Origin of the sequence: Gluconobacter sp. Dm-73, from assembly GCF_018256215.1 — a bacterium.
GTDB classification, from domain to species: domain Bacteria; phylum Pseudomonadota; class Alphaproteobacteria; order Acetobacterales; family Acetobacteraceae; genus Gluconobacter; species Gluconobacter cadivus.
In genome coordinates this window covers 36,138-54,396 of record NZ_JAERLW010000009.1, presented here as the reverse complement: position 1 = coordinate 54,396, position 18,259 = coordinate 36,138, and the positions used below count along the sequence as shown (strand labels likewise).

17 protein-coding genes are annotated in these 18,259 nt (G+C 59.0%); 15 read left to right on the top strand and 2 right to left on the bottom strand.

What is annotated here, in order from left to right; translation table 11 throughout:
- The first annotated feature begins 44 nt into the window (after positions 1–44).
- From JK176_RS10635 to JK176_RS10580, 12 genes are all read left to right on the top strand, one after another.
- Positions 45–1,616, top strand: coding sequence for an acyl CoA:acetate/3-ketoacid CoA transferase (locus JK176_RS10635; protein ID WP_211587814.1), 1,572 nt, complete (start codon positions 45–47; stop codon positions 1,614–1,616).
- Positions 1,617–1,656: 40 nt separating this feature from the next.
- Positions 1,657–2,916: a glycerate kinase gene (locus JK176_RS10630; protein ID WP_211587812.1), complete on the top strand. Its 1,260-nt coding sequence runs from the start codon at positions 1,657–1,659 to the stop codon at positions 2,914–2,916.
- 111 nt (positions 2,917–3,027) lie between these two features.
- Positions 3,028–4,170 (top strand): acyl-CoA dehydrogenase family protein, encoded by a 1,143-nt coding sequence (locus JK176_RS10625; protein ID WP_211587811.1) that lies wholly within the window; start codon positions 3,028–3,030, stop codon positions 4,168–4,170.
- The gene (locus JK176_RS10620; RefSeq protein WP_211587809.1) at positions 4,167–4,934 is read left to right on the top strand and encodes a 3-ketoacyl-ACP reductase; all 768 of its coding nucleotides are present in this window, start codon (positions 4,167–4,169) and stop codon (positions 4,932–4,934) included. Before JK176_RS10625 ends, JK176_RS10620 begins: the two co-directional genes overlap by 4 nt.
- An 8-nt stretch (positions 4,935–4,942) precedes the next feature.
- The gene (locus tag JK176_RS10615; protein ID WP_211587807.1) at positions 4,943–6,094 is read left to right on the top strand and encodes a dihydrodipicolinate synthase family protein; all 1,152 of its coding nucleotides are present in this window, start codon (positions 4,943–4,945) and stop codon (positions 6,092–6,094) included.
- Entirely contained in the window at positions 6,094–6,951 is an 858-nt protein-coding gene (locus tag JK176_RS10610; RefSeq protein WP_211587805.1) for a sugar phosphate isomerase/epimerase, read from the top strand. The genes JK176_RS10615 and JK176_RS10610 overlap by 1 nt, the downstream gene beginning before the upstream one ends.
- A 14-nt stretch (positions 6,952–6,965) precedes the next feature.
- A complete protein-coding gene (locus JK176_RS10605) occupies positions 6,966–7,727 on the top strand; it encodes an electron transfer flavoprotein subunit beta/FixA family protein (protein ID WP_211587803.1) in 762 nt (253 codons plus the stop codon).
- The gene (locus JK176_RS10600) at positions 7,727–8,653 is read left to right on the top strand and encodes an electron transfer flavoprotein subunit alpha/FixB family protein (RefSeq protein WP_211587801.1); all 927 of its coding nucleotides are present in this window, start codon (positions 7,727–7,729) and stop codon (positions 8,651–8,653) included. The genes JK176_RS10605 and JK176_RS10600 overlap by 1 nt, the downstream gene beginning before the upstream one ends.
- A gap of 43 nt (positions 8,654–8,696) precedes the next feature.
- On the top strand, positions 8,697–10,346 hold the full coding sequence (locus JK176_RS10595; protein ID WP_249194437.1) for an electron transfer flavoprotein-ubiquinone oxidoreductase: 1,650 nt from the start codon (positions 8,697–8,699) through the stop codon (positions 10,344–10,346).
- Between the two features lie 108 nt (positions 10,347–10,454).
- Positions 10,455–11,855 (top strand): sugar porter family MFS transporter, encoded by a 1,401-nt coding sequence (locus JK176_RS10590; protein WP_211587799.1) that lies wholly within the window; start codon positions 10,455–10,457, stop codon positions 11,853–11,855.
- A gap of 67 nt (positions 11,856–11,922) precedes the next feature.
- Positions 11,923–12,948, top strand: coding sequence for a type I glyceraldehyde-3-phosphate dehydrogenase (gene gap / locus JK176_RS10585; protein WP_211587798.1), 1,026 nt, complete (start codon positions 11,923–11,925; stop codon positions 12,946–12,948).
- Positions 12,949–13,114: 166 nt separating this feature from the next.
- Entirely contained in the window at positions 13,115–13,546 is a 432-nt protein-coding gene (locus JK176_RS10580; protein WP_211587797.1) for a hypothetical protein, read from the top strand.
- 63 nt (positions 13,547–13,609) lie between these two features.
- On the opposite strand, the gene JK176_RS10575 is transcribed toward JK176_RS10580, so the two are convergent.
- Positions 13,610–14,029: an Lrp/AsnC family transcriptional regulator gene (locus JK176_RS10575; protein WP_010505571.1), complete on the bottom strand. Its 420-nt coding sequence runs from the start codon at positions 14,027–14,029 to the stop codon at positions 13,610–13,612.
- 125 nt (positions 14,030–14,154) lie between these two features.
- Between JK176_RS10575 and JK176_RS10570 the strand changes: the two genes are divergently transcribed.
- Positions 14,155–15,171: an ornithine cyclodeaminase gene (locus JK176_RS10570; protein WP_211587796.1), complete on the top strand. Its 1,017-nt coding sequence runs from the start codon at positions 14,155–14,157 to the stop codon at positions 15,169–15,171.
- A gap of 36 nt (positions 15,172–15,207) precedes the next feature.
- Positions 15,208–16,137 (top strand): citrulline utilization hydrolase CtlX, encoded by a 930-nt coding sequence (gene ctlX, locus JK176_RS10565; RefSeq protein WP_194267273.1) that lies wholly within the window; start codon positions 15,208–15,210, stop codon positions 16,135–16,137.
- Between the two features lie 42 nt (positions 16,138–16,179).
- Here the strand turns inward: ctlX and JK176_RS10560 are convergent, their stop codons facing one another.
- Positions 16,180–17,670: an FAD-dependent oxidoreductase gene (locus JK176_RS10560; protein WP_211587795.1), complete on the bottom strand. Its 1,491-nt coding sequence runs from the start codon at positions 17,668–17,670 to the stop codon at positions 16,180–16,182.
- A 67-nt stretch (positions 17,671–17,737) separates the two neighbouring features.
- Between JK176_RS10560 and JK176_RS10555 the strand changes: the two genes are divergently transcribed.
- Positions 17,738–18,190, top strand: a complete 453-nt coding sequence (locus JK176_RS10555) for a MarR family transcriptional regulator (protein WP_211587793.1) — start codon at positions 17,738–17,740, stop codon at positions 18,188–18,190.
- Positions 18,191–18,259: the final 69 nt, after the last annotated feature.

The window sequence follows — 18,259 nt, the reverse complement described above, 5'->3', positions numbered from 1 at the left end:
GAAATTTATAGTAACCAACCGGTTAGATACTAAGGTATTAGAACATGACGAAAGTCAGGACAGCGACCGAGGCCGTAAGCCTCATCAGGGACGGAGCCATGGTTGCCGTCAATTCGTCCTCGGGACTTTTGTGTCCCGATGCGGTTCTCGAAGCCCTTGGACAGCGTTTCGAAGCCACGAAATCCCCCGCGAAACTGACGACCGTCCATCCGATTGCCGCAGGAGACATGTTCGGGACCAGGGGCGTGGACCATCTCGCCCGTCCCGGCATGATCACGAAAATCATTGGTGGCTCCTATCCCTCAGGCCCGAGCAATGCCGAGCCCCCGCTGATCTGGCAGCGGATTCAGGCAGAGGATCTGGCCGCCTATAATGTGCCGTCCGGTATTGTGTTCGACATGTTGCGGGAGGGTGCGGCGAAGCGCCCCGGCGTGCTGACCAAGGTCGGCCTCGATACCTTCGCCGATCCGACGCGCGATGGCTGTGCAATGAACGAAACGGCCCGGCTGAACCCTCTGGTCCGTCACATGGATTTCGAAGGCGAAGACTGGCTCTATTTCCCGGCACTTCGTCCGGACGTGGCGATCATCCGGGCGTCGACGGCGGATGAGAACGGCAATCTGACATTCGAGCAGGAAGGCGCCACGCTGGGTGCCATGGAAATGGCCCTGGCGGCGCATAACAATGGCGGTCTGGTGATTGCGCAGGTCCGCCGTGTCGCAGCGCAGGGCACGCTCAAGCCGCATGACGTCAAGGTTCCGGGCATTCTGGTGGACGTGATCGTCGAAGCGCCGGAGCAGCTTCAGACAACCGCAACAGCCTATGATCCTGCCATTTCAGGCGAGATTTTCCGTCCGCTGTCCACGTTCGAAATTCCGGATTTCGGACCATCCAAAGTCATGGCCCGTCGCGTGGCGCAGGAACTGAAACAGGGCTGGGCGGTCAATATCGGTTTTGGTATTTCCGCCAATGTGCCGCGTATTCTTCTGGAAGAAGGGCGGCATGGCGCGGTGACGTGGGTGATCGAACAGGGGGCCGTAGGCGGCATCCCTCTGCTGGACTTCAAGTTCGGCTGTGCCAGCAATGCCGAAGCCTTCGTCGCCTCACCCCATCAGTTCTCCTATTTTCAGGCGGGTGGTTTTGACTGCTCCCTGCTGTCCTTCCTTGAAATCGGACAGAATGGTTCGGTGAATGTCAGCCGTCTGGCGGCCACACCGCATCGCACGGCCGGAGCTGGCGGCTTCGTTGACATCACGGCGCGCGCCAAACGGATCATTTTCTCGGGCAATTTCAATGCCGGGGCGAAAATGCATATCGAAGACGGGCGTCTGGTGATCGACAGGGAGGGCAAGATCGCGAAAATCGTGCCGGAAGTGTCTCAGGTCAGTTTCTCCGGTCGCCGCGCCGCCGAGACCGGACAGGAGATCACTTATGTGACGGAGCGTTGCGTCCTGAGGCTGCTCGATGGCAAGCTGACGGTCACCGAAATCGCGCCGGGGATCGACTTGCAGCGGGACATTCTGGGTCAGGCGGCGGCTCATCTCGAGGTTTCGCCAGATCTGAAATACATGAATCCGGCCCTGTTCCGGGATGAACCCATGGGTTTGACCCTGTGATCGTCCTCCCTCGCGCCAGCCAGACAGACAGGAACTGACCATGATGCTTCAGGACCGCATGTTTCTGACAGAACTCTTCGACGCTGCCGTTGCCGCGGCAGAGCCGGAGCAGATCCTGGCAGCGCATCTTCCCGCCCCCCCCAAGGGCCGGACGGTTGTCGTCGGCGCAGGAAAAGGCGCGGCCCAGCTGGCAGCGGCTTTCGAGCGCGTTTGGAAAGGACCGCTTAGTGGGGTCGTGGTCACGCGTTACGGCAATGTCTGCCCAACGCAGTTCATCAAGGTTCTGGAGGCCTCCCATCCGGTGCCGGACGAAGCGGGTCTGAAGGCCACGGAGGCGCTTTTCGAAGCGCTGAAAGGACTGGGGCCGGATGATCTCGTCGTAGCGCTGATCTGTGGGGGCGGTTCTGCTCTTCTGCCGTCACCGCCGCCGGGCATGACGCTTGCGGATGAGGCCGAACTGAACCGTGTCCTGCTCGCATCCGGTGCGCCGATTTCGGTCATGAACAGCATCCGCAAGCAGGTGTCGGGCATCAAGGGCGGTCGTCTTGCGGCCGCGGCGGCTCCGGCAAAGGTTGTGTCTCTGGTCGTGTCGGATGTCCCTTTCGACGATCCGGCGCAGGTGGCCTCAGGCCCCACGGTTCCAGATCTGGGCACACGCGAGGAGGCCCGTGTTCTGGCAAAGACGTGGAAACTGCGTCTCCCGGCAAAAATCCAGTCCTGGCTGGATGGAGACGAGGGTCGCGCCCCTCTGGCAACCGATCCGGCCTTCAGCAACAACGAGGTTCGCGTGATCGCCTCGGCGCATCTGTCTCTGGAAGCGGCGGCGGACAAGGTACGGCAGGCGGGGATCTACCCCGTGATCCTGTCCGATGCGATCGAGGGTGAAGCCCGGGATGTCGGCAAGGTTCATGCTGCACTGGTGCGGGAAATCATCCTCAGGAAGCGCCCTTTCCGCCGACCGGTCGTGATCCTGTCAGGCGGCGAAACCACGGTGACGATCTGCGGAAAAGGGCGGGGCGGGCGCAATACCGAATTCCTTCTGGCTTTTGCGCTGGCGGCGGAGGGCCTGCCGTTTGCGGCTCTCGCGGCGGATACCGATGGTATTGACGGTTCGGAAGACAATGCCGGGGCCTTCGCTGATGGTGTCAGCATGGAGCGCCTGAGGGAGAGGGGGTTCAACCCTATGGATCTTCTGATGGAGAACGACGCCTATACCGCGTTCGAGGCGCTGGGAGACCTGTTTGTTCCGGGTCCAACCGGCACAAACGTGAATGATTTCCGGGCCGTTCTGGTTCGCTAGGACCGGCCCGAAAAGCTTCAATAATGATTGATCGGTGCGTGTGGCGAAAGCCGTAGTCTTTAACAGTTTTCAATAGTAACCATCCAGTTAGTTACTTATGTGGAGTCGGCAATGTTTCTGAACGAAATGCAGGAAGAAGTCCGCGAAACGACACGGTCTTTCGTGGATAACGTCATCCGTCCCGCCGCCGAAGCGCTGGATCGTGAGGAACGCTTCCCGGCGGAAATTTACGAGGAAATGGGCAAGCTGGGCCTCTTTGGCATCGCCGTTCCCGAGGAACTGGGCGGACCGGGTTTCGACACGCTGACCTATGCGGTCGTGATGGAAGAGTTGTCACGCGGTTACGCCAGCGTGGCCGACCAGTGCGGTCTGGTGGAACTGATCTCCACGCTTCTGGTGCGTCACGGAACGCCGGAGCAGCAGAAAATGCTCCCCGACATTCTCTCCATGAAACGCAAGGTCGCATACTGCATCACGGAACCCGAGGCCGGGACGGATGTCTCCGGTATCCGCACAACGGCCGTGCGTGACGGGGACGGCTGGGTCCTGAATGGCGGCAAGATCTGGATCCACAACGCGCCGGTCGCCGATACGGGCTTTGTTCTGGCCCGCACCGACAAAGACGCGGGCAACCGGGGCATGTCCATTTTCATCGTGGACCTGCACGCCAAGGGCGTCGAGCGCGGCCCCAAGGAACACAAGATGGGCCAGCGCGCGAGCCAGGTCGGCGCGCTTGACTTCTCGGACGTGCGCCTTGGAAGCGACGCGCTTCTGGGCGAGATGAATCGCGGCTTCCATATGATGATGAGCGTGCTCGACAAGGGGCGCGTCGGTATCGCGGCGCTTGCTGTCGGCATCGCGCAGGCCGGTCTTGAGGCAGCCGTCGATTATGCCGGCACCCGCAAGCAGTTCGGCAAGCACATCTCGGAATTTCAGGGCGTGCAGTGGCTTTTGGCCGACATGGCCAAGGACATCGAGGCCGCACGGCTTCTGGTTCACGCCGCTGCGACAAAAATCGATCGTGGACAGGACGCCACACGCGCCTGCTCCATGGCCAAGTGCTTCGCCGGAGACATGGCGGTGGCGCGTACCGCCGATGCCGTACAGGTCTTCGGTGGTTCGGGCTATATCCGTGGCTTCGAGGTCGAACGCCTGTACCGCGATGCCAAGATCACCCAGATCTATGAAGGCACCAACCAGATCCAGCGCATGATCATCGCCCGCGAACTCCTGCGTAAAGGCGCACGGGCATGAGACAGGTCGCCCTCGTCACCGGTTCCTCACGGGGCATCGGTTTCGCCACGGCGCAGGCTCTGGCGAAACGGGGCTTCGCTCTGGCGGTCAACGGACCGTTCGATGACGAGGAACTGCGCTCAGCCGTCCGCCGCCTGTCTGAAACCGGAGCATCTGTCATGGCGCTTCCGTTCGACATCACGGATCTTGCCGTGCATGCGGAAAAACTGGCGCAAGTCGAGGCCAAGCTCGGGCCTCTGACCACGCTCGTGAACAACGCCGGCGTGGGCGTCCTGCAACGCGGAGATCTGCTGGATGTGAGTGAAGCGAGCTGGGACCGGTGCCTGACGGTGAACACGAAGGCGCTGTTCTTTCTCTCGCAGGCCTTTGCGAAGCTGCTCCTGTCACGGTCGCGTCCCGAGGGCGTGTTTCATTCCATCGTGAATGTGACGTCCTCCAACGCCACGGCGGTTGCCGTCCAGCGGTCGGAATACTGCGCGTCCAAAGCGGCCTCGGCGATGGTGTCCAAGGCTCTGGCCGTGCGGTTGGGGCCGGAAAATATCGCGGTCTATGACGTCCAGCCCGGCCTGATCGCGACTGACATGACCGCCGCCGTGATCGGCCAGTACCGCCAGAGAGCGGAAGACGGACTGACCCTGCTGCCGCGTATCGGCGAGCCTGAGGACATGGGCGGCATCATCGCGACTCTTGCTTCGGGCGGACTTCCCTACACCACAGGCCAAGTGATTTCGGCTGATGCCGGAATGCTTGTGCCGCGTTTCTGAGAACGGTCATGAAAATCATTCTTCCCGATGAAACAGGCCGCAAGACGGACTATCATCTGATCGGAACCCCCGCACCGACAGGAACACTGGGGCGCAATCCGGCCCGCATTGTCTATTCGGCGGCGCATGTCGTCGCCAACCCCTATACGGGCCGAGCGCCGTCTGGGCCCGGTGCCATCGACTGGGATAGGACGATGGCATTCCGCCGCCACCTTGCGGATCTTGGGCTCGGCATCGCCGAAGCGATGGACACGGCCCAGCGTGGCATGGGGCTGGACTGGCCCATGGCGCTGGAACTGATCCGCCGCACGAAAGCCGAACTGCCGGACGCTGATGTCGTCAATGGCTGCGGCACCGACCATCTGGACCCCGCGAGTGTGCGGGATGTGGATGCGGTCATCCGCGCCTATCTGGAACAGGTCGAAGCCATTCAGGCCGTCGGTGGCCGGATTATCCTAATGGCGAGCCGGGCTTTGGTCCGCGTCGCGAAAGGACCGGTGGATTATCTGCGCGTTTATCGCGAAGTGCTCTCCGCCTGCGATGAGCCGGTTGTCCTGCACTGGCTGGGGGAAGCGTTCGACCCCGCTTTGGCCGGATACTGGGGCACGGACAGCTTCGATCAGGCCCTGCAAACCGTTCTGGAAATGATCGGACAAAACGTCGCCAAGGTGGACGGCATCAAGATTTCCCTTCTGGACAAGGACAAGGAAATCCGGATGCGCCGTCTGCTTCCCGCAGGCGTAAAAATGTATACCGGGGACGACTTCAATTACCCGGAATTGATCGAGGGCGACGAACAGGGCTACAGCCATGCGCTTCTGGGCGTGTTCGATCCGCTGGCGCCGCTGGCCGCCTATGCGGTGAGCAAACTCGGCGAGGGTGACAAGGCCGCTTTCCGCGCGGCGCTGGACCCCACGGTTCCGCTGGCCCGGGTGATCTTCAAGGCTCCGACTCAGTACTACAAAACGGGCGTCGTGTTCCTGGCTTGGCTGAACGGCTTTCAGGACCACTTCATCATGCTAGGCGGCGCGCAGTCCATGCGGCCTCTGCCATATTTCACGGATATCTTCCGGCTGGCGGATGGCTGCGGACTGCTCCGCAATCCGGAACTGGCCGTCCGCCGCATGAAGTCGCTTCTGTCGCTCTATGGAGCCGACTAATGCGCGACTTCACCCACGATCATTCCGCGCTGGCCCTGAACACCGCGACCCTCGGTCACAACGTCCCGGGCGCGGGGGCAGGATGGTCCGCCGAACAGACGATCGACGCCTGCGCCGAGCGTGGCATCGGCGGCATCGTCTTCTGGCGTCCCGAACTTCAGGGACGCGCCGCCTCCATCGGGCAGTACGCCCGTGCGGCCGGGGTGAGCGTCGTGGGCCTGTGTCGCTCGCCGTTTCTCGTGGGGCCTCTGGCGCCACAGGGGCGGCAGGCAGTCGTGGATGATTTCCGTCGGTCGATCGACGAGACGGCGGAGTTGGAAGGGGAAATCCTGACGATCGTGGTGGGAGGCGTGGAGCCCGGCACCAAGGGCGTCCGGGAGAGCCTCGGCATCGTCACGGACCGCCTGTCCGCGGTGCTGGATTATGCGTCTGACCGGAGGGTGACGCTGGCGCTGGAGCCGTTGCATCCGATGTATGGCGGCGATCGCTCCTGCCTGCCGACCGTCCGCGATGCGCTCGATATCTGCGATGTCCTCAACTCCGAGACGCTCGGCGTGGCGGTCGATGTCTATCACGTCTGGTGGGACACCGACCTTCCGCGTCAGCTCGAACGGGCCGGGAGCCGCATCATGGGGTTCCATCTGTGTGACTGGCTGGTTCCCACAACGGATTTTCTCCTGGATCGCGGGATGATGGGGGACGGCGTGGCGGATCTGAAAGCCCTGCGCGCAGGTGTGGAGCGCGCGGGTTACGCCGGGTTCTGCGAAGTCGAGATTTTTTCTGCAAACAACTGGTGGAAGCGCGATCCGGCCGAAGTGCTGGATGTGATGGTGCAGCGCTTCCGCGATATCTGCTGAGAACGGAGAGTATCATGAAGATCCTCGTCCCCGTGAAACGGGTCGTCGACTATAACGTCCGCATCCGCGTCCGTCCGGACGGGTCTGGCGTTGATCTGGCGAACGTCAAGATGTCCATGAACCCCTTTGACGAAATTGCGGTCGAAGAGGCCATTCGTCTCAAGGAAAAAGGCGTGGCGACCGAAGTGGTCGTCGTCTCCATCGGCGTCGCGCAGGCGAAGGACACACTGCGGACCGCCCTTGCGATGGGCGCGGACCGCGCCATTCTCGTCACTGTGACAGATGATGTGAACGTGGACCTGGAGCCGCTCTCGGTGGCGCAGATCCTCAGTAAGGTCGTCGCAAACGAACAGCCGGGTCTGGTGATCGCGGGTAAGCAGGCGATCGACAACGATATGAACGCGACCGGCCAGATGCTCGCCGCCCTGCTGGGCTGGGGGCAGGGTACGTTTGCTTCTGCTCTCACGGTCGAAGGCGGATTTGCGCTGGTGACCCGTGAAGTCGATGGCGGTCTTCAGACCCTGCGGCTGAAGCTCCCCGCGGTAGTGACGACGGATCTGCGACTCAACGAACCCCGCTACGTCGCGCTGCCCAATATCATGAAGGCGAAGAAAAAGCCGCTTGAAGAGCTGTCGCTCGAGACGCTGGGCGTCGAGGTTCGCCCGCGTCTGACGGTTCTGAAGACGGTCGAGCCGCCGCAGCGTCAGGCGGGCGTGAAAGTCGGCTCCGTCGATGAGCTGGTGTCGAAACTGAAGAATGATGCAGGAGTCCTCTGATGTCCGTTCTGTTACTTGCCGAAGTCACCGAAGGGCGCCTCGGGACGGATACGGTCGCCAAGGCCCTGACAGCGGTTGGCACGCTGGGAGACGTGCATGTTCTCGTTACAGGCGAAAACTGCGCGGCTGCCGCCGATGACGCGGCGAAGCTGGAGGGTGTGTCGAAGGTTCTTCTGGCGGACGATGCGTCTCTGGCGCACGGGCTTGCCGAGCCCGTGAGCGCACTGGTCGTCTCGCTGGCAGCGCATTACAGCCACATTACCGCTGGAGCGACGGCGTTTTCCAAGAACGTGCTGCCGCGCGTCGCTGCCCTGCTGGATGTCATGGTTCTGTCCGAAGTGACCGCCATACAAGACGCCGACACGTTCGAGCGTCCGATCTATGCGGGCAATGCGATCCAGACGATCCGGTCCTCTGATCCGGTGAAAGTCTTCACAATCCGCACGGCGGCCTTCACGGCCGCTCAGGGTGGTGGAAGTGCTGCTGTCGAAGATGTTAGCGTTCCGGCCGATCCCGGCCTGTCGCAGTGGGTCGAAGACAAGACGGTCGCCTCCGAACGCCCGGACCTGACATCCGCTAAAAGCATCGTGTCCGGTGGTCGTGGTCTCGGATCGAAGGAAAACTTCGATACCATCACCCTGCTCGCTGACAAACTCGGTGCCGCGGTCGGCGCAAGCCGTGCGGCGGTGGACGCGGGATATGCACCTAATGACTGGCAGGTCGGCCAGACCGGTAAAGTCGTGGCACCGGATCTTTACATCGCAGTCGGCATCTCGGGCGCCATCCAGCATCTCGCCGGCATGAAGGATTCCCGCGTCATCGTGGCGATCAACAAGGATGAGGACGCCCCGATCTTTCAGGTCGCCGATTACGGACTGGTCGGGGATCTGTTCACCATCCTGCCCGAACTGACGGCAAAGATCTGACCATGCGCAGCCTCGTCATCACCTTCGGACAGGGAGAACGCTCATGACGGCCATTGAACGCGAAAGCATGGAGTATGACGTCGTCATCGTCGGTGGCGGCCCGGCAGGCCTGTCCGCGGCCATCCGTCTCAAGCAGCTTGATCCGAATATGTCCGTCGTCGTGCTGGACAAGGGGTCCGAGATTGGCGCGCACATTCTCTCCGGCGCGATTATTGATCCCTGCGCGCTTGATGTTCTGATGCCGAAATGGCGGGATATGAACGCGCCGATCACCGTGCCGGTGGAGACGGACAGTTTTTACGTCCTCGGCGAGAAGGGACAGACACGCCTGCCCAACTGGCTCATGCCGCCCTTCATGAACAATCACGGCAATTATATCGTGTCGCTGGGGAATGTCTGTCGCTGGCTTGCCGAAACGGCGGAAGGGCTGGGTGTCGAGATTTTTCCCGGTATGGCGGCCAGTGAACTTGTTTCTGGCGACAGGGGCGAGATCCGGGGCGTGGTCGCCGGAGAATTCGGTCGCAATGCCGACGGCACGCCGGGAGAAAATTACGAGCCCGGCATGATCCTCGCTGGAAAATATGTGTTGATCGCCGAAGGTGCGCGCGGGTCTTTATCGCTTCAAATCATGAAGCGTTACGGCCTGTCGGATGGTCGGGACCCCCAGAAATTCGGGATCGGCCTGAAGGAAATCTGGGAGGTAAACCCGGCAAAGCACAAACTCGGCACGGTCGTTCACACGATGGGATGGCCGCTGGGACGCAATGCAGGTGGCGGCGCGTTCATCTATCACCTCGACAACAATCAGGTCTGTGTCGGGTTCGTCGTGCATCTGAGCTACGAAAATCCCTATCTAGACCCGTATCGCGAGTTCCAGCGTTTCAAGCATCATCCGCTGATGGCCGAGCTGCTGGAAGGTGGAAAGCGGATTGCGTATGGCGCCCGCGCTATTTCGGAAGGGGGATGGCAGTCCATCCCGAAAGTCGTTTTCCCCGGGGGTGCGCTGCTGGGCTGCTCGGCGGGGCTTGTAAATGTTCCGCGCATCAAGGGCAGCCACAACGCCATTTATTCAGGGATACATGCTGCCGAAGCCGCTTATGCGGCAATCCGAAAGGGGCGGAGCGGCGATGAACTCACGGCTTATGAAACGGCCGTAAGGGAAGGGCCAATCGCCCGCGATCTCAAAACCGTTTGCAACGTCAAACCGCTTTGGGAAAAATACGGGCTTGCGGGCGGGATTGTGCTGGGCGGTCTGGATATGTGGACGGCGTCCGTGACCGGAGCACCTTTGTTCGGGACGTTGCACCATCACAAAACCGATGCCACGGCGACGGGAAAGGCGGCGGATTTTTCGCCGATTACCTATCCGAAACCGGATGGAAAGCTCAGCTTCGACCGCGCAACCAATGTGGCCTTTTCGTTCACCAATCATCATGAAGGCCAGCCCTGTCATCTGAAGCTCAGGAATCCTGATCTTCCGATCACGGTAAATCTGCCGGTCTATGCCGAACCTGCACAGCGCTACTGCCCCGCAGGGGTTTACGAAATTATCGAAGATGCGGGCAAGCCGCGCTTTCAGATCAATTTCCAGAACTGCGTGCACTGCAAGACCTGCGACATCAAGGACCCTTCCCAGAACATCGTCTGGACACCGCCGCAGGGCGGGGACGGTCCAAATTACCCGAATATGTAAGTTTTACAGTTCAGATCAAAGTAACGGCATCCATGCAGGGTTCGGAATCCATGCCTGCCGAAGTGTTTCTTCCGATCATAAAAGAAGATCAAGAAGAGGAAGATGGTCATGAGTGACGTTGGCGTCGTACAAAGCATTCCGCGCGTTTCACTCAACGGCAGAAGTGCCCTCGTAGCCACACTGGCTGCGGTGGCGGGTCTGATGTTCGGGCTGGACCTTGGAGTTATATCCGGAGCGTTGAAATTTATCGGGATCGAATTTCAGGTTAATGATTTCGGCAAGGAGTGCATTGTGTCCGGCATGATGGTCGGCGCGGCGCTGGGCGCGCTGTTTGGCGGTCGGCTCTCCTATGTTTTAGGGCGCAAAAAGCTGCTGATCATTTCGGCACTGCTCTTCATTTCCGGCTCGGCGCTGTGCGCTCTGGCACCTTCCGTCGCCCTGCTGATCGGCGGACGCGTCGTCCTCGGTCTGGCGATCGGTGTCGCAAGCTTTACGGCACCGCTCTATATTTCGGAAATCGCGCATCAGCAGCATCGTGGCGCCCTGATTTCCGTCTATCAACTCATGATTACGGTCGGCATTCTGGTGGCGTTCATTTCCGATGCGCTTTTGGCCTATTCCGGGTCGTGGCGCTGGATGCTCGGAATTGTGGGAATTCCTGGCGTGCTGTTTCTGATTGGCGTGCTGTTCCTGCCGGACAGCCCGCGTTGGCTGGTCCTGCGTGGACGGCATGACGAGGCCTTTGACGTCCTGCACGGTCTGCGCGGCAATGATGCGCATGCCCGTGACGAAATCGTCGAGATCCGTGAGCAGCTTGCCCAGTCTGACGGTGGCTACACACTCTTCAAAAAGAATCCCAATTTCCGCCGTGCAGTCTATCTGGGCGTGGCGCTTCAGGCGATCCAGCAGTTTACCGGCATCAATGTGGTCATGTATTACGCCCCCCATATCTTCGAGATGGCGGGTTTCGGCACCAGCGCCGCGCTCTGGGGCACGGTCATCGTGGGGCTGGTCAATGTGCTCTCCACGTTCATCGCCATTGGATATGTCGATCGCTGGGGCCGTCGGCCGATGTTGATTGCAGGCTTCATCATGATGGCGCTGGGCATGTTTACGGTCGGCATGCTGCTCTATTTCGGCACAGGAAACAGCGATCTGGCGCGTTACGCAGCAGTTGCGATGTTGCTGTGTTTCATCGTCGGATTTGCATTTTCCGCCGGGCCGCTGGTGTGGATCCTGTGCTCTGAAGTGCAGCCCATCAAGGGGCGTGACTTCGGCATCGCCTGCTCCACCTTTACCAATTGGGGCACCAACATGATTGTTGGTCTTACGTTCTTGTCGCTTCTCACGGCGATGGGAAATGCCCAGACCTTCTGGCTCTACGCGTTGCTCAATCTCGTCTTCATTTTCGTGACGATGAAGTTTGTTCCCGAAACCCGGGGCGTCTCGCTTGAGCAGATCGAGCGGAATCTCATGGCCGGAAAACCCCTCAACCGCATCGGCCTGTAAGCATAGGCCCCTCCTCCCTCACATAAAAACAGGCCCTGACATCGGGGCCTTAAACGGAGACGGTATCGTGGCAGTCAAGATCGTGATCAATGGATTTGGACGGATAGGGCGTCTGACCCTGAGAAGCATTATCGAGAGCGGTCGGACCGACATCGTTCCCGTTGTCATCAATGGTCCTGGCAGTGTCGAAGACAAGGTTCACATGCTGGTTTACGACAGCATTCACGGCAGGTTTTCAGGGAAGGTGCATCTTGAAGGCGACCATCTGACGATCGAGGCACAGGGCCGGACTTACGGACCGATCCGCATTTCCTCAGAGCGTGATCCAGCGGCGCTGAACCTTGATGGCGTGGATGTCGCCATGGAATGCTCGGGACTGTTTACATCGAAACAGGCCGTACAACCCCTGTTACAGGCGGGAGCGCGGAAAGTCCTTATCTCTGCGCCCGCGAGTGATGTGGATGCCACGATCGTCTATGGCGTAAATCATGAGGCTCTCAGGCCGGGCATGACCGTTGTCTCGAATGGTTCATGCACAACCAACTGTCTCGCGCCGCTTGTAAAGATCGTCGACGAAGCATTCGGAATCGAATGCGGTTACATGCTGACCGTTCATTCCTACACCGGCGACCAGCAGATCGTGGACCGCAGACATCGGGACCTGCGGCGCGCCCGCGCCGCCGGATTGAATATGGTGCCAACCTCCACAGGCGCAGCCAAAGCGATCGATCTTGTCCTGCCACATCTCAAGGGCCGGCTTTCCGGATCGTCATTGCGTGTGCCGACACCGAATGTCTCGATGGTCGCACTCGATTTCATGCCGTCGCGCGCGCCGTCATCCGTAGATGAGGTCAATGCCGTCTTCCACGATGCGGTCACAGGGGCTCTTGCAGGCATATTGGATTATAGCGACGCCATGCTGGTCAGCAGTGACTTTAATCATAGTCTCGCGTCCTCCAATTTCGACGCGACACAGACATCCCTCATCCGGAACGGTGAAATGGTTCATGTCTGTAGCTGGTATGATAACGAATGGGGTTTCTCGAACAGGATGATCGACACCGCCGTTTTTATGGCTTTGCAATCTGACTGAGCGCAGGCAACTTTGATAAGTCGCCCATTTTGATAAAAAACGGAATGACGGTTTTTACCTGTTTTGCGGATAATTTTTAGCTGCTTTTGCCTTCTTGGGAATAAACACTGGCCGGTGGCGCGCGCCGCTATGACGAAGCTATGTTATTTCGGAAAGGGCAAAATCAATGATCCGCGTTTTTCTCAGCCTGATTTTTGCTGTTGCTATCGGCGGCACGGCCTTCGCAGGAGCCAAGCCGGAATCGTTGGAGGCGTTAACCCATAACCTCAACATTGTGCTCAACGAGGAGCTTGATCGAAAGGCATCTCTCAACGGGCGGCTGATCGTGCGCGTCGAACGTGTCTCGATTTGCAAGTCGGCGGTCTGGACACAGAGCAACGGCGTCGGATCGCCATTGCGGCGTGATCTGCTGGAGTGGGACAAAATGTTTGATGACAACCCTTGGTTTGATGCCCGGCTTCATTATTGGAAGTTCGTCTATGTTGATCATCGGATCAACGATGTCATCTCCTTACCTCTCACGGCGCATCCGGACCGTTTTGACGATACGGCAACTATCAACCTCCTGTCGTGCCAACCCAAGCGACATCATCGCTAACCACGATTTCCGCGAAAGAGGGCCGAAATAAACGAGCCCCATAAACTTGAGGAACTGGTGCTCTTAAATGGAACTGAGCATCAGGCTGGTCTCTGAATTGAGAATACCATCGGTCATACGAACTTCCCTCAGAACACGATCGAAATTCTGAAGGGTATCTGTCCGAATTTCCGCAATAAGGTCCCAGGCACCATTCGTTGTGTGAAGCGTATAGAGCTCCGGAATGGATCGCAGGGCGCGGATCACTGAGGTGGTCGATTTTCCTGCAACCTCGATCAGCATAATGGCCCTGATATCGTCGTGATGTTCACGCGCCCGAACGGTAAACCCTAAAATGGAGCCATTTTCCAACAGGCGATCCAGCCGCGCCTGAACAGTCGCGCGTGACACACCGATGATGGATGCAAGCTTCGCGACAGGCGCCCGCCCATCCTCACGCAGAATGGAGATAAGGGTACGATCAAGGTCGTCAAAAATATACATACGTTATTATGCCATATAATATCGAGCAATATGACTGATTTTTTTCATATTTTATATCATATTGATCATGTTAACCAGCATATCGTGAAGGCACCATCATCCCACAGCAGAAAGCAGGAGAGATCATGGTCCAGTATGTCGGCGTCGAAAACCTTATCCAGTTGATACGTTCGGTTGGGGTAGAAACATTTCTGACGGAACTGGCCGCTTATGTCGAAGAAGACTTCCGCCGTTGGCCGGAATTCGACAAGACGCCGCGCGTGGCGAGCCATTCCCGCGATGGTGTGATTGAACTGATGCCAACGGCCGATGACGCGCTCTATAGCTTCAAGTATGTTAACGGTCATCCCAGGAATACGCGCAAAGGCCTCCAGACCGTTACGGCATTCGGTGTGCTGTCAGATGTGCAGTCCGGCTATCCGCTCATGCTTTCTGAAATGACCTTGCTCACCGCTCTGCGAACGGCCGCGACGTCTGCAGTGGCGGCTCGCTGCCTGGCACGGCCCAACAGCCGGGTGATGGCCATCATCGGTCTCGGCGCTCAGTCTGAATTCCAGGCGACGGCCTTCAAGGCGCTGTGCGGCATTACGCATCTCAAAGTTTACGATGTGGAGTCTGCCGCAACGGAAAAATTCTGTCGGAACATGCAGACCAGTGGGCTCGATATCACCGTCGCAAACAGCAGTCAGGATGCCGTATCGGGCGCTGATATCATCACGACCGTGACGGCTGACAAACTGAAGGCCACGATCCTGTCTGATAACATGATCGGCGCGGGCGTTCATATCAATGCCGTTGGGGGCGACTGCCCGGGAAAAACCGAGTTGCAGGCCGCGCTTTTGAACCGTGGACGCGTTTTTGTAGAATATCCTGAGCAGACCCGTATTGAAGGTGAAATTCAGCAGATGCCGCAAGATTTTCCCGTGACGGAACTCTGGCAGGTCATGACCGGAGACGTTCAGGGCCGCCGCTCCGAACAGGACATTACGATCTTTGACTCGGTGGGTTTCGCCACGGAGGATTTCTCTGCGCTGCGTTACCTCAGAGACAAAATTCTGGGCACAGATTTTTATACGGAAATCGACCTTGTGGCCGAGCCGGAAGACCCTCGTAATCTCTTTGGGCTTTTCAATCAGGTCTGAACCAGTCATTCCAGAGCATTTCAGGGGAATATTCTCATGACGTCCTTCTCAGTTCAGGCCCCGAGAGCGGTGGTCATGATCCGACCGCACCATTTCCATCCCAATCCGGAAACGGAACAGGATAACGTCTTTCAGACGCGGGACGGTACGCGGACGACTTCAGAAATTGCGACACAGGCTCATGCCGAGGTCACCCGGGCGGCAGAAGCCTTGGAACAGCTCGGTGTGAAGGTTCATCTGTTCGAAGATGAAACAATAGAAACGCCGGATTCCGTCTTTCCCAATAACTGGTTCTCCACTCACGCTGGTGGCCATATTGCAATTTACCCGATGTTCTCTCCAAACCGCCGCCGTGAGCGACGCGGAGACGTTATCGAAATGCTCAAACACGAATACCGCGTCCAGGATGTCATTGATTATTCCGGACTGGAGCAGGACGGTCTGTCTCTTGAAGGGACCGGGGCCATGGTCCTCGACCATATCAGCCGCATTGCCTACGCGGCCAAATCCAACCGGACCAACGAAGTCGCCATGGAGCGCTTCTGCACCCATTTCAATTTTGAACCGATTGTTTTTGATGCGGCAGATGAGGCCGGGCGCCTTATTTATCATACAAATGTGCTGATGTGTGTGGGCACCAGTTTTGCAATGATCAGCCTGGAGACAATCAGCAACCTGCACCGTCGTCAGGAAGTCCGAAACAGACTGACCGAAAATGGTCGTGAAATCATTGATCTCTCCTTTAACCAAATCAATGATTTTGCTGGAAATGCTTTAGAACTTTCAGGATCTCAGGGGCGCGTTCTGGCCTTGTCGCGACGCGCCCTCAAGGCACTGCGGCCAGAGCAGATCCGGATCATCGAACGCTCGGCAACGCTTTTGCCCCTGGATGTCCCAACCATCGAACTGGCCGGCGGCTCCGTTCGCTGCATGATGGCAGGAGTGCATCTGACACCGCGTTTCTGAATGCCAAAACCGCCCCCCGGCATGACCTTTCGAATGTATCGATCAACGAGGGGGCAATATGTGTGCCAGGTAGCGCGAAAGCTGCGCCTCCAAATTGTCAGAAGGGATAATTCCGGCGATGTAACCGTCCGGACGCACAAGGACCCACTGATCGGGTTCGACACCGTACGCTTCGGCGATATCGCCTTCTTCATCGACGAGTTCATGCCCCGCGCCAATGGTGACGATCCGAACACCTGCGATGATCAACGGCCGGTCACGCACCTCGTAACCGAGCAGGGTCCAGTGAGCTCCTTGAAAAACCGCAAACAGCCGCGTCCGCTGCCCGGCCTGTCCGCGACAGGGCGCATCAGGGGCGCGATCGCCCGCCTGCACTTTGCCGCTCACCGAACCGGGCACGTTCAATGATGAACCGCGATAGCCGAGGTCAAGCTGACGCGCCTCGCGATCGCGTCGCATGGTGCCCTGCTTGACTTCCCCAAGCAGCCGCGTCGAGAGGCGCAGCATGTTCAATGCGATCGGTCGTCGTTCCGCTTCGTAACTGTCGAGCAGCGCTTCCGGCGCCCCCGCGAGCACGGACGCCAGCTTCCAGCCGAGATTATAGGCGTCCTGAACGCTGGTATTGAGCCCCTGGCCGCCGGTTGGCGGGTGAACATGCGCGGCATCCCCCGCAAGGAAGACGCGCCCGACCCGATAGCGATCGGCCAGACGCGCACTCATGGTATAAACCGAGGACCATGACACCGAACGGACCATAATGTCTCCCCTGCCGGTCCGGTCTTTGATCAGCGCGGTCAGTCCGACAGGAGTCAGATCGACCTCTCCGTCCAGAGCCACAGGGGCCTGAATCTGGAACAGGTCCGTCCCCGCCAGAGGACAGATCATCACCTGCATTGCCGGTGAAGCGAACTGGAAACGATGCCAGACAGACCGATCCAACCCCTCCAGCCGCACATCGGCAACGATCGCACGCACGCCCAGTGCTTCTCCCGGAAAATCGATCGCCAATGCATGACGCACGAAGCTGTGGCCACCATCGGTCCCGACGAGGAACCGGGCGCGGATGACCTGCTCGCCGCCGTCCTGTTCGATCCTCGCCGTAACGCCTTGGGCGTCCTGTTCAAACCCTGTCAGCTTCGTCCCAAAATGTGGATGATGGCCCAGTTCGGAAAGCCGCTCTCGCATGACGGCTTCGGTGGCGAACTGCGGCAGCATCAGTGGCGCCGCATAGGGCTCGGCTGCGGTCGGGAAGACGTCTGCTTCCGTCAGAAGCGACATTTTATGAGTTCCATCAGGGCGATACTGACACAGCGGCGGATAGGGGCCGCCTGCCGCAGCCACACGATCAACGATGCCAAGATCCTCAAAAATCTCCATCGTCCGGGGCTGGATGCCTTTGCCGCGCGACCCGCTGAACGGCTGCATATTCTGCTCGATCAGTCGGAAAGAAATTCCGCGTCGGGCGAGATCGATGGCTAGTGTCAGGCCCGCAGCCCCCGCACCCGAGATCAGGACGTCTGTATCGAAAGACACTGGCAGCTCCGCGAATCAATGTGTAATATTCACATATATAGGCTCCGCGTCGAAGGCAACAAAAAACGTGAATAATGCACGCGATTCTGAAATCCTGCGCGGACTCCATGCCGCGATCATCGATCTGGTCGATGAAATCAACCGGCCGCGTCGGGATGATCGGCTGATCGAAGAGGCCGGTATTCCGCTGGATCGGGCCCTGTTTCCGCTTTTGGCGCGCGTATGGCGTTATGGTCCGATCGGTGTTGTCGAACTCGCGGATCGGACGGGCCGCGATCATACGACCATCAGCCGACAGATGACCAAGCTGGAGGAACTGGGCCTCATCGAGCGCAAGCCGTCCATGACGGACAGGCGTGTTCGGGAAGCGACAGTGACAGAAAAGGGGCAGGAAATGGTCGACCTGCTCAACGCAGCCCGCGAGAGGCTGGCGAACCGCATTCTCGTCGACTGGACCGACGAAGACCTCGATCAGTTGAGGGCGCTTCTGAGACGCTTCGCTGACGATCTGATGCGATGAGTTCGAAAACAGACGTTGCGGCCCGATCCTGATTCGAATCCGTCACGCTGGTCTGCTCTTGCATCCCCT